This is a genomic window from Nocardia brasiliensis IFM 10847, assembly GCF_000710915.1.
GTDB lineage: Bacteria > Actinomycetota > Actinomycetes > Mycobacteriales > Mycobacteriaceae > Nocardia > Nocardia brasiliensis_A.
On the sequence record NZ_BAUA01000018.1, the window covers coordinates 1 to 12,347 of the forward strand.

The window sequence follows — 12,347 nt, forward strand, 5'->3', positions numbered from 1 at the left end:
CTATCTCGGCTACCCGGTCAGTGATGAAACCAAGACCGCAGACGGTCAGGGCAGGTTCAACCGCTTCGAGAAGGGCGTGGTCTATTGGTCACCGTCGACGGGAGCACACCCGGTTTCGGGCGGCATTCTGACCAAGTGGCAGTTGACGAACTTCGAGCAGGGCCCGTACGGGTATCCGGTCTCCGATCAACGCAGGCGCGGGCAGGCTTTCGATCAGGATTTCCAATACGGCACGATCGGCTGGCCGACCACCGCGACCGGCGACGACATCGACTGGCAGGAGGACTACATCGATGACGCCAACTGCCCCGGTTGCGGTGACGACGACCGGGTCAAGGTGAGCGGCCCCGGCTACACCGACGCGCCGCAACCGGCCGCGCCCAGGACCGGAGCACCTGAACAGGGTTCTGGCGCAATCGACTTGGACGAGTTGCCATTGTGCTCGCAACTAGTCCCCGATTCGGGACAAGGCCAGTCTCCGTATGTGTGGTGCCGCCCCGACGACACCACAGCACCGCAGCCACGCGCGCTGGCCCCAGCCTGGACCAGTAAACTCGACAAGCCTTATTGCAAGGACCTGCCCCGCCGACAGTGGGCTGGGGATCGCTCCTATCAGTGCATGTGGCGTGACGGAGTGATCGGGATGGCCGATCGCAAACAACCCGAAATCATCATCGGCACACTGTCGGTAGTGCAGGAGAACCAGCTCCAAACCACCTGGAACTCCACCACTTGGAAAGCCCGCACCGTCTTGCATGTCGTCGAAGCCAAAGACAAAGCCACCGCCGCTCAGTACGCGATGTCGGTGTACTGCAGCTCCGACACCTCCTGCACGCACACGTTCAACAACTCCGAACCACCACGGCCTGTAAGCGAGTCCACCTACAGCCGCGACTACACCCTCACCGCCACCGTCGCCGCGGGAGCGATCTCACGCACCACCGGGTTCGCCGAATTCACCTTCACCCACCCCGAAGCCACCCCGGTCACCACCAAAGCCGCTGTCGCCCCGAGCGTGCGCTGCGACCAAGCCGCCGGCACCCGCAACACCAGCGGCTGCATCGTGCCCGGCGCCGAACCCATTCTGGACTACACCACCCGCAACGTCGGTGCGCTGGCCCGACACGTCGGCTACGCCCAGGCCAGCGGACTACCCGGCAAACCCGGCGCCACCCCGATGACCCGCACCACCGACGACACTCTCATCCAGAACAACCGCAACATTTCCTGCAACCGCGTCCCCCGACCCCGCCCCGCCGGTAACGACTGCGACGAATACCCCTTCGCCTCCACCAACCAAGGTGGTGCAAGCGGCGGCCCGGCGCGGACCTATCTGGGCACTCCGTGCGAGACCACGATGCCGACCTGGGTAAGTCGAGTACCGCTCCCGGTTGGCCACTACGATTCCACTGGGTTCAGCATGTGCATGCTGTCCAGCGGAGAAAACAGGCGTGGCGGCGGGATTCTGTCGTGGTTCTATGCCAAGAACCGAGTTCTGGACGGTGATCGTTTCTACGTCAAAGGCTCCTGACCAAGCGGAAAGAAAGGTTCAGCCGACGATGGCACTAACCGGTGTGGTGGGTGTCGATCACCACCAGTTCCTGCTCACCGCCACCGCGACCGACCCCACCGATATCACCGCCGAATCCGACCTGATCTGGACCGGCCCCGGGTTCATCGCCGTGCAAGCCGGGATCGCCTACGGCCCAGTCACTCTCACCCTCGACACCACCGCCGAAAACGGCGTCGAGCTCGCCGACTGGGACACCGTCGAGGAAACAGTGATCGAGTCCGCCGAGGAACTGCTGGTGATCAGCCTCGACGGACACGTCGCCGAACAATTCACCCCCGTCCCGCCCGGACGCTACCGCATCCGTGTCCATGCCCGCGGACGCGACCTCAACCACGACCTCGACGTCACCGAACCCAGCGAGACCTACCTGATCCAGCTCACCCCGTCATCCGAGCCTGTCGGTCACATCGATATCGTGCATCCCAGGCAATCCGAGGCGGCCGCTGGCAAACGTATCCCGGAACTGGACTATGAGCGAGTCCGGGTTTACAACGCGAACGGACGCGTGACCACCGCCGAGATGGACAGCCCCGAAGCCCAAGCCGTATTCGCGTTGCGCGGCACATGGGGTGGGCGACCGCCAACCGGGCCGATAGCAGCCGACCGCGACCTGCGAATGACCGCCTCCAGCGTGGCCGATCTCGATCGAGACCTGGTCGACGAGATTGCCGAGCTGTCCATCGACAGGCAGCGGGCGCTCGCCCGGTGGTGCGCCCGAGCTGCGTTCGATCGAGCAGGACTTTCCCGCCACGCCGACTTCCGTGCCGCGCTCGACGCGCTCGAGCACGGCACAGCCCCGCCAGCAGACTTCGACAATGCCTCGCTGATCGATCATCGTCTGATGACAAACCCTGATATCGAACTGACCGTAGTCCCGGGTTTGCCGGGATACTTCGATGTCATCGCCCAGCAGCAAGCAGCGAAGACCTACGCATACGCTGCCGGAGAACTCGAACCGCTCCGCACCGCATTCGAAGCCGTGCGCTGCGCCGCATTCACATTCGGGCCGGACTACCCCGAACTCCTCGACCGTCTGCGCACCGAGTTCCTCAGCACTCCTGGCGCCGGCGGTGTCCAGCTACGCGACCAGGACTAGCCAAAATCTTGACCGCTAGGGGTGCTCTCGCAGACTGGATGGCAAGGGCCCGAATTCCAGGGGACAACGCCATTCCACATCCACACACTGGCCAAGGCAGCGCCGATGAGTGATCGGGGCGTCGTTCGGGAGTAGCGCGTCGAGGAGGGGTGGCGTCGTCCGAGGGGCCGCACCCGTCGAACCACAGACCCGGCAGGCAGGCCAAGGCATGGCCCACACTCACGGAGTGGTCAGGTGCGCGAGGGGGCTGACGAGGCGGTCGACGATCTCCGCGGGCCATGGGAAGGACGGCGCGACCGCGCGCTGATGCGCGAGGCCGTGCAACGCGAGCCAGAGCGCCACCGCGTCCACGGCCGGGTCCGCGCTCCGGCCCTGGCCCGCGGCAACACAATCGGCGAGGGCGGCCGCGAGCAGTCGCAGGCTCGACTGCCCCAGGACTGACATTTCGTCCTCGGAGACAGAGCCGTCGTCGCGGTCGGGCACCCAGCCGCCGCCGAACATGGTGCGGTAGCGCCCCGGACGCGCATGGGCGAACTCCAGGTAGCCGAAACACACTGCGGCCAAACGATCCCGGGGCGAGTCCCCAGCGGCCCACACGGCCGCTCGCAATTGCGCGTCCAACTGCGCGAAGGCATCGTGCACGACCGCGGGCACGATCGCCGATCGGTGCGGAAAGTGTCGATAGATCGAGGGCGCCGCGATCCCGGCCCGCCGCGCCACCGACCGCAGGGTCAGTGCCCTGTCGTCGCCCATTTCGTCGAGCAGCGCGACGGCCGCCGCCACGATCTCGTCCCGCAACCGCGCGCCCTCGCCCCGCGGGTTGCGCACGCGGGTGTGCGGCGCACTGTCGTTCTCGTTCATGACTGAAACCTTACAGAGCAAAACTTACGGCCGTTAGCCCTTGCGCAACATCGCCTAACACCCGTAGCCTTACGCCTGTTATCTCAACCGGACCGGATCGGACACACCAATGAACAACAGCACCGCCACCATCACGGCGATCGTCCTGCCGGACAGGGTCGAGCCCGATGGCCTGCAGGTCACCAGCCGCGACCTGCCGACGCCCGCCGCCGGTCAGGTAGTCCTGGGCATGGAGGCGACCGGCGTCTCGTTCGCCGAACAGCAGATGCGCCGCGGCAAGTACTTCGACCAACCGCCGTTCCCCTTCGTGCCGGGCTACGACGTGGTCGGCACGGTCACCGCGACCGGTCCGGGCGTCGACACCGGATTGATCGGTGGCCGTTTCGCCGCCGTCACCAAGGTCGGCGCCTGGTCGAGCGCCCTCGTACTGGACGCCGCGGATCTGGTCCCGGTGCCGGACGGGGTGACCCCGGCCGCTGCGGAAACAGTGGTCGTCAACGGCCTGACAGCTTGGCAACTGCTGCACCGGACGGCCCAGGTCCGCACCGGCGCAACGATTGTCGTGCTCGGCGCGAACGGCGGTGTCGGTTCCACGCTCGTGCAGCTGGCCCGGCAGGCCGGGATCACCGTGATCGGCACCGCCGCCCCGCGCCACCATGCCGCGCTGCGCGAGCAGGGCGTGACGCCGGTCGACTACCGAGATCCGGACATGTACCGCCGGATCAGGGAGATCGCGCCCGACGGGGTCGACGCGGTCTTCGATCACGTCGGCGGTCCCACCGTGGTCGATTCGTGGCGGCTGCTGCGCCGCGGCGGCACGCTCGTCTCCTACGGCACCGCGGCGACGAAGAACGCGGACGGCAACCCGAAACTGCCCGTGCTGAAGCTGTTTCCGCGCCTGCTGCTGTGGAACCTGTTGCCCAACGGCAAGAGCGCGCGCTTCTACAACCTCTGGGCGGGCCGGCGTCGCCTCGACATCTTCCGCAGGCAACTGCGCGAGGACCTCACCCAGGTGTTCCGCCTGCTGGCAGAGGGCGCGCTGACCCCGCAGATCGCCGCGGAGTTCCCGCTGTCCGAGGCGGCCGCGGCACTGGCACTCGCCGAATCACACACCGTCGCAGGCAAAGTCGTCATCGTGCCGGATGCGCACCGCTGACGCCGCAGACCACCGCACTGCTCTCGTTCCCCCATCGACTCTCATCTCGGAGGCTCCTGTCATGACCACCGCACAACTCGCCGCCCCGCTCGCCCCCGCGCCCGTCCTCGCCCGCAGCGGCGACGTCGACAATCGGTCCACCTACGTCAGTTTCGGACTCGCCTACATCCTGGGACACGGTGCCGCCGCGCTCTCCCGAGGCGCCGATCCACTGCTGACACTGCCCGCATGGCTGCCACTCGCGCTGTTGGGCATGGGCTTCGCGGTCGGCACCGTCTGCGCCACCCGTGCCGCGCTACGCGCCCAGCGTGGCGCCGCCAAACCCGACGTACTGACCGGGCAACTCCTCGGACTGTCCTGGGCGGTGGGCTTCGGGGCCCTGTTCGTGGCCATCACCGGGCTCACCGCCACCGCGGGCCTGCCCGAGCTGCAATCGGTCCTGTGGCCGGCCGGTTCCGGGCTCGTTGTCGGCCTGCTCTACCTCGGCGAGGGCGCCGCACGCCGCAACGTCCTGCACTACGGCCTCGGCGCCTGGCTCGCCATGGTCTCGACCGCCGCGCTCTTCGTCGGCATGCCGGGCTTCTTCGCCGTCCTCGCGATCGCCGGCGGCGGCGGTTACGCGGTGGCCACCGCCCTCGAGTACCGCCGCCTCGGCCTGCGCTGAACGACGAAACCCGCTCGCCCGCTACCGAATACGATCGGTGGCGGGCGTTGTCGGGCGCGACCTCAGGCCTGTGGGCCGGATTGCTGACCCACCAGACGCCACCGGCTCAGGTCCACGGGCACGAGGCCCGCGCGATCAGCGCGGCCTGCCCCGGACGCGCACCTGCAACGACGGGGGCGCACCCCCTAACGACTGTGGTCGGCGAGTCTGCCCACGGCCTCGAGTAGCCTGGCGGAGAACGGCTCACCACCCCGGCACCACCCACCGCGACGGAGAGGATGCGCCCATGACCGTGCTCGTCGCCGGATCGACCGGCTTCGTCGGGCAGCGACTGTGCCCCGAACTGGCGGCGACCGGACGTTCCGTCCGCGCCATGACCCGGCATCCGGAGTCCTACCGCGGCAGCGGCACACCGATCGGCGGCGATGTCGCCGACCCCGATTCCTTGCGCACGGCGCTGCGCGACTGCGATGCCGCGTACTACCTGGTCCACTCGCTGGCCGAAGCCGACTTCCGACGCCGCGATGCCGCGGCCGCACGCAACTTCGGTCGCGCCGCCGCCGACGCCGGGGTGAGCCGGATCATCTATCTCGGCGGCCTCGGCGACGACACCGACGATCTGTCCGCGCATCTGCGCAGCCGCCGCGAGGTCGAGGGGCTGCTGGGCGCCGCGGGCGTGCCGGTGACCACGCTGCGCGCGGGAATCATCGTCGGACACGGCGGCATCTCCTGGGAGATCACCCGGCAACTGGTCGAGCACCTGCCCGCAATGGTCACACCGCGGTGGGTACGCACCCGCACGCAGCCGATCGCCGTCGACGACGTGGTGCGCTACCTGGTCGGGGTCTTGGACAACCCCGAAACCGCCGGACGCACCTTCGATATCGGCGGCCCCGACGTCCTCGAATATCTCGACATGCTCCGCCGGGTCGCCAAGATCGAAGGCCGCCCCCTGCTGGTGGTGCCGGTGCCGCTGCTCTCGCCGCGGATATCCTCGCTGTGGCTGTCGCTGGTGACCGATGTCGACACCGCCACCGGCCGCGCCCTGGTCGACTCGATGACCAACGAGGTGGTGGTGCGGGACAACAGCATTCGCACACTCGTGCCGTTCGACCCGCTCGACTACGACACCGCCGTCCTGCGTGCGCTCGGGGAACGCGCGAAAGCGGCACGCGCCGCATGAATTCCGCCGATCTGCTCGCGCGCCGTCGCCGGGTCGCGGTCGTCGCCCTCGCGGGCACCGGCCTGCTCGGCGCCTCGTTCGCCGCCGAGCCCGATTCCGCGCGGTTCTACCGGCTCACCCTCGCCACCGCGGCGACCTGGACGCTGGGCGGTCGCCCACCCGCCGAAAGCGAGCGGCCCGCGCCCGTGCTCGTTCCCATCGCGCTCGGTGCGGCCACCTTCGCCGTCTTCTACGGTTGTGGATTGGTCGCCCGGCGAATTCCCTTCCTGCGCAAAGCGATCACCGGCGTGCTGCGCTACGCCGAACGCGGACCCACACCGCGCGTACTGCTGATCACGCTGGCCAACGGCGCCGCCGAGGAGATCTTCTTCCGCGGTGCCGTCTACTCCGTCGCCGGACGCCATCCCGTTCTCGCCGCCACCGGCGTCTACGCCTGCACCACCGCCGCCACCCGCAATCCGGCCCTGGTGCTGGCCTCGGTCGTCATGGGCACGCTGTTCGGTCTGCAACGCCGTGCCACCGGCGGCATCCAGGCGCCGATGCTCACCCACCTCACCTGGTCCACGCTCATGGTGCAGTATCTGCCGCGCCTGTTCCGCTGACGCGTCGCGCCGTGCGAATCAGCACTGCCGCAACGGTTCGGCGAACCCTCAGACCAGTTGCCCCGGCTCCTCGGCCCGCGCGCTGCGCGGCGTGCGGGCGGTCGCGCGCATCCGCAGTCGCCGCGGTTCGGGCACCACGGCGAGCGTCGGCCGGATATCGGTACCGCGCAAGCTGCGCAATCGCCAGCGGGTGGCGATGGTGGCCAGCGCCAGGGTGGCCTCGGTCAGCGCGTACCGGTCCCCGATGCATTTGCGCGCGCCCGCCGCGAAGGCCAACTGCGCGTCGCGCGGCGGCTCGGGCCGGGCCGGATCGAAACGGTCGGGGTCGAACCGCTCGGGGTCCGGATAGAGGTCGGGCCGGTGCTGGATCAGGTACGAGCTGAAGATCACCGTGCTGCCCGCGGGCAGCGGGTGACCGCCGAGCTCGGTGTCCTCGGTCACCGTGCGGGTCGACAACCAGGCCGGCGGACGCAAACGCAGGGTTTCGGCGATCACCTGACCGGTGAACGGCAGGCGCGGCAGGTCCCCGTGCCGCGCCGCGGCTCCCGCCAGGACGGCGTCGACCTCGGCATGCAGCCGGGCCGCGACCTCCGGATGCCGGTCGAGCTGGATCAACGCCCACGCCAGCGCCGTCGCGGTGGTGTCGGTGCCCGCGAAGAAGAAGGTGAGCACCTGATCGACGATCTCGCCGTCGCTCAACTGCCCGCCGTCGTTGTCCCGGGCCATCACCAGGGCCGAACAGAGATCGCCGTGGTCGACGCCCTCGGCGCGCCGGGCGGCGACCAGCTCACCGAGGATGGCACGCGCCTCTTCGGCGGCCCGCAGGCAGGCACGATTGCCCAGCACCGGCCAGCGGCGCACCCGTTCCGGCATCATCGCCTGCCGGATCACGCCGGCGAAGACCACCTCCACGTCGTGCAACAGCCGCTGCTGATCGGATTCCGGCATCGCCTGCCCGAACAGCGTCGCCGCGGTCACTTTGGCGGCGAGAGTGTGCAGTTGCGCTTTGACGTCGATCACCTCGCCGTCGCGCCACGAATCGACCATCTCGGTGATCTGATAGGTCATCATCGGCGCGTACCCGGTGATCCGATCGGCGTGGAAGGCGGGCTGCAACAGCCGCCGCTGCCGCCGGTGCATCGCGTACGGACAGGTGGCCAGGCCGTGGCCGACCAGTTCGCGGCCGCGGTCGAACTGCGGGCCGCCCTTGTCGAAGATGCGGTCCTGCCGCAGCATCTGCTGGGTCAGGTCGGGGTCGCACACCACCACGGCGGTGACCGGGCCCAGACCGATCCGGACCAGATCACCGTGCGCGGGCAGCGACGCCATGAAGCCCAGCGGATCGCGCCGCAGCGACAGCAGGTGCCCCAGCACCGGCAATCGATGCGGCGCCGTCGCGACCCGCACGGTCGCGCCCTGCTCACCCATGACGTGTCTCCCTCCCGTACTCGAACGACCTCTCTACAGTGTCCGCCAACCCGGAGGCGGCCACAGCCGGTTCGGCCAGACGCGAGCACGAGATGCCATGTCCCACAGCGGAACATCACACGGCAGCGATCTTCGCGATCACCTCCAGGAGCTCGTGCAGCGTCTGCCGGTCGGTGGTCGGGGACATGAGTGAGGCCCGCAGGTACGGGCGACCGCCCAGCTGGAAGGACGACAGGTAGAACCGGCCGTCCTGGATCAGCCGCGCCCGCAGCTCGAGCTGCCGGTCGCCGCACGGTTCGTAGCGGAAGCAGAGGATGTTGCTCTGCGGCCGATACGGCGCGGTGAAATCAGGCCGTTCCTGAATGAGCTCCCACAGCTCGGTGGCCAGAGCGTACTGCCGCTCGACGTAGGAGCGCAACGACGCCTCACCGCGATAGGCCAGGGTGAGCAAGATCTTCAGACCGAGCGGCGCCTTGGAGGTCTCGAAGGTGTACTGCCCGGGATCGACGTCTTCGGCTTCGGGCCGGTACAGGTAGCTCGCGTCTTGTTTGAACATCGTGTCGAGATAACGCTTTTCGCGGAACAGCACCCCGGTGCACAGGGCCGAGGTGCGCAGCATCTTGTGCCCGTCCCACACCGTGGAGTCCGCGCGTTCGAGGCCGGCGAGCAGACCGCGCAGCCGTGGCGAGAGCAGCGCGGCCGCACCGTGCGCGCCGTCCATGTGCAGCCACAGTCCGTTGGCCTCGCAGAACTGCGCCACCTCCGCGATCGGGTCGTACAGACCCGTCCCGGTGGCACAGCCGTTGGCCACCACCGCGACGGGCCGCAGGCCCTGGGCACGCACGTCGGCCAGCGCCGGCGCCAGACCCGCCGGATCGATGCGGCCCAGCGCGTCGGTGCGCAGCGGGTAGACGCCGTTCACCCCTAACCCCATGACAGCGGCCGCTTTTCGCACCGAGTAGTGACTCGTGGCGGGCGCCAGGATGACGAGATCGCCCGGCGTTCCCCGCTGCCACGCGGTCGCGTCGGCATGGGAGCGGGCCGCGAGCAGCGCGGTCAGATTGCCCAGCGTGCCGCCGTTGGTGATGGCGCCGAGGCCGGTCGCGCCCCAGCCGACGTGGTCGAGCATCCAGCGGCACACCGACCGGTCCACCGCCGCGGCGGCCGGTGCCAGCTCGTACACCAGAGGAATGTTGTTGGTCACCGCTTGCAGCAGGTCGGCGACCACCCCCGGGGTATCCGAGGGCGCGATCTGATGCCCCATGTACCCCGGATGGTGATGGCTGGCCGAGATATCGCTGTAGGTGGTGACGAAGGAGAGCAGTTCGGGCAGGGTCATGCCCCCTTCCTCCACCCACCGGCGCAGCTCGAGCCGCTTGGACACCGTATCGATATCGGCCGCCGAGACGACCTCGCCCGAACCGGCCCGAACGGATTCGACATGCGCGACAAGGGCTTCCAGGACCGCCGTCCCGACCTCTCGCACATCGTCGACCAGGTCGACATGGGACATGATGGATCCTCTCTTGGCTGGCGTCAGCGCGCGGCCGTGCCCACCGGGTCGTGGTCCCCGTCGATGTCGCGCATCATGATGCGGTCGATGTCGACCTCGGGCACCTGGAAGTCGTGGATCAGGAACTCCTCCATCAGCAGCACGCTGAGCAGGTGCACATAGGCGTCGCCGAACGGATACGGCACCCGGGGCGACTGCGATCCGGTCACCCGGTCGACCAGCCGGTCCACCGCCTCGGGCACCAGGAATCCGACCCGTTTGATCGAGGCCGGGCTCAGCACCGCGGCCACCCAGTCGTCGCCATCGGGCAGCAGCGCCTCCGCGCCGGGCAGTCGCATCCCGAACTTCGGGCGGTTGACGATGCCGTGCGGCAGCCGATCGGAATAGGCTTCGCGCAGAATGTGTTTCGCCCGCGCGCCGTTCAGTTTCCAGTCGACCGGCAACGCCGCCGCGTACTCCACCACATGCGAGTCCATGAACGGGTAGCGGCCTTCGACGCCGTAACCTGTGCCGGCCCGGTCACCCAGGCACGTCATCCCGTAGCCGATCAGGAAAGTGTGCATGTCCACGAGCATCGATCGGTCGATCGCGGGCCGCTGGTCGAAGTCGGGGAACTCGGTCCGCAACCGGCGCAGCAGCACCGCGTGGTCGTCGTAGACGTCGCCGGCCGCGGTGATCAGCTGATCGACCGGCTCGGTTTCGAAGCGCCGCAGGTGCGCGCCGAGGGTGAAGTCACGGTCCGCGCGGTCGGCGTAGAACCGAAGGATCGCGGCGGCATTGGTGGCGTCGCTGTAGCGCATATCATTGAGCGCCAGCTCCAGTTCCTCGGCCGCGCCCGCGAAAGACCCACCGCGCAAACACCGTTCGAGGATGGTCGCCTCTTTGGCCACGTCGTAACCGGCGAACAGTTCGTCGGCGCCCTCGCCGCCGAGGATGATGCGCACCCCGGCCAGCCCCACGTGTTCGGCCATCACGCCGTAGGCCACCGGCGCGGTGAAATGCAACGGTTGCTCGCACTGCCGCACGACGTGCGGGAACCGCTCCCGGACCTGTGCGCGCGACACCGGTATCCGGGTGTGCCTGCTGCCCAACCGGTCCACCATGGCCTGCTGGTACGGCGACTCGTCCACCGGACTGTCCGCCGCGTCGATGGAGAACGTGGTGAGCGGCTCCCCGATCAGCTCGCTCATCACCGAGGAGATGACGGCCGAGTCGATGCCGCCGCTGATGTAGGTGCCCAGCGGGTAGTCGCCGCGCAGCCGCAGCCGCACCGAGTCCCGGATCACCTCCCGCAGCCCGCTTTTCGCCTCCTCGAAGGACTTCGGCGGCGCGACGGCGTCCTGGCGCGCGATGCCGTGGTAGTACTTCGACAGCTCCGCCTGCCCGTCCCGGACGGTGAGGATGTGCCCGGGCGGGATCGCGTCGATGCCGGTGAAACAGGTCTCGCCGGGGACCGGACTCCAGTACCGCATCGCGCGCCGCACCTTGTCCGCGGCCAGCTCGCGCGGCACCCGCGGAAACGCGAACAGTCCCTTTATCTCGGACGCGAAATAGAAGGTGCCGTCCTGCTCGGTGTAGAACATCGGCCGCTCGCCGAAACGGTCCCGCCCCAGGATCAAGGTCCGTTCCCACTTGTCGTAGAACACGAAGCCGTATTGGCCGTTCAATCGGGAAAGCGCGTCGAGGCCCCAGTAGGCGAAGGAATGCAGCAGCACCTCGGTATCGGAGTTCGTCCGGAAGCGAACGCCGTAACCCTCCAGTTCGCTGCGCAGTTCGAGATAGTTGAACACCTCGCCGTTGAATCCGGCGATGTACCGCTGGTCCGGCGTGACCATGGGCTGCTGACCGAGCCTGGGGTCGATGACCGAGAGCCGGACGGTGCCGAGGGTGAAATCGGCGCTGTCGTAGAGGCCCACTTCGTCCGGACCGCGATGCGCGATCGCCCGGATACCCCGTCGCACCAGGTCCAGCCGCTGGTCTTTCCGTAATCCGCTGTCAATGAATCCGACCACACCACACACGGGTATCTCCTACTTCCTGCCGATCGAAAAGGTCGGAGCGCCCTCGCTTACACCGAGTCCAGATACCGCGCGCGCTCCCATTCGGTCACTTCTCGCTGGCTCGCCGCGGCCTCGCTGCGCGCCACCTGGCACAGGTTCTGCACGGTCCCCGCGCCGAGCGCCCGCCGGGCGAATTCGCTCTCGCCGAAAAGCGATGCCGCCGCCCAGATATTCGTCGGCAGCGGCGGGTATTCGGCCGACACATAGGAGT

At 68.4% G+C, this 12,347-nt stretch carries 10 protein-coding genes and 1 pseudogene; 6 read left to right on the forward strand and 5 right to left on the reverse strand.

Annotated elements, in window-relative coordinates:
• Together NBRGI_RS48920 and NBRGI_RS03930 are read left to right on the forward strand one after the other, a co-directional pair.
• Window positions 1–1,531 (forward strand): NucA/NucB deoxyribonuclease domain-containing protein (locus NBRGI_RS48920; RefSeq protein WP_051727485.1); only part of this gene is annotated, 1,531 nt, incomplete at its 5' end.
• Window positions 1,532–1,559: 28 nt separating this feature from the next.
• Window positions 1,560–2,669 carry a hypothetical protein gene (locus NBRGI_RS03930; protein WP_148310680.1) on the forward strand — a complete coding sequence of 370 codons (1,110 nt, stop codon included), beginning with the start codon at window positions 1,560–1,562 and terminating at the stop codon, window positions 2,667–2,669.
• A 219-nt stretch (window positions 2,670–2,888) separates the two neighbouring features.
• Here NBRGI_RS03930 and NBRGI_RS03935 read toward each other — a convergent pair whose 3' ends face one another.
• Window positions 2,889–3,530, reverse strand: coding sequence for a TetR/AcrR family transcriptional regulator (locus tag NBRGI_RS03935; protein WP_029892881.1), 642 nt, complete (start codon window positions 3,528–3,530; stop codon window positions 2,889–2,891).
• 109 nt (window positions 3,531–3,639) lie between these two features.
• Here NBRGI_RS03935 and NBRGI_RS03940 point away from each other — a divergent pair, with 109 nt between their 5' ends.
• From NBRGI_RS03940 to NBRGI_RS03955, 4 genes are all read left to right on the forward strand, one after another.
• Window positions 3,640–4,686 carry a medium chain dehydrogenase/reductase family protein gene (locus NBRGI_RS03940; RefSeq protein WP_029892882.1) on the forward strand — a complete coding sequence of 349 codons (1,047 nt, stop codon included), beginning with the start codon at window positions 3,640–3,642 and terminating at the stop codon, window positions 4,684–4,686.
• Window positions 4,687–4,747: 61 nt separating this feature from the next.
• Entirely contained in the window at window positions 4,748–5,350 is a 603-nt protein-coding gene (locus NBRGI_RS03945) for a hypothetical protein (protein WP_029892883.1), read from the forward strand.
• A gap of 286 nt (window positions 5,351–5,636) precedes the next feature.
• Complete coding sequence (locus NBRGI_RS03950) at window positions 5,637–6,533, forward strand: NAD(P)H-binding protein (protein WP_029892884.1); 897 nt, start codon at window positions 5,637–5,639, stop codon at window positions 6,531–6,533.
• Window positions 6,530–7,135: a CPBP family intramembrane glutamic endopeptidase gene (locus NBRGI_RS03955; protein ID WP_029892885.1), complete on the forward strand. Its 606-nt coding sequence runs from the start codon at window positions 6,530–6,532 to the stop codon at window positions 7,133–7,135. The genes NBRGI_RS03950 and NBRGI_RS03955 overlap by 4 nt, the downstream gene beginning before the upstream one ends.
• A gap of 48 nt (window positions 7,136–7,183) precedes the next feature.
• Here NBRGI_RS03955 and NBRGI_RS03960 read toward each other — a convergent pair whose 3' ends face one another.
• From NBRGI_RS03960 to NBRGI_RS03975, 4 genes and pseudogenes are all read right to left on the reverse strand, one after another.
• A complete protein-coding gene (locus NBRGI_RS03960; RefSeq protein ID WP_029892886.1) occupies window positions 7,184–8,563 on the reverse strand; it encodes a cytochrome P450 in 1,380 nt (459 codons plus the stop codon).
• Window positions 8,564–8,678: 115 nt separating this feature from the next.
• Window positions 8,679–10,076: a pyridoxal phosphate-dependent decarboxylase family protein gene (locus NBRGI_RS03965; protein ID WP_051727486.1), complete on the reverse strand. Its 1,398-nt coding sequence runs from the start codon at window positions 10,074–10,076 to the stop codon at window positions 8,679–8,681.
• 23 nt (window positions 10,077–10,099) lie between these two features.
• A complete protein-coding gene (asnB, locus tag NBRGI_RS03970) occupies window positions 10,100–12,088 on the reverse strand; it encodes an asparagine synthase (glutamine-hydrolyzing) (protein WP_029892888.1) in 1,989 nt (662 codons plus the stop codon).
• A gap of 56 nt (window positions 12,089–12,144) precedes the next feature.
• Window positions 12,145–12,347, reverse strand: a pseudogene (locus NBRGI_RS03975) (glutamine synthetase); the annotation flags it as partial.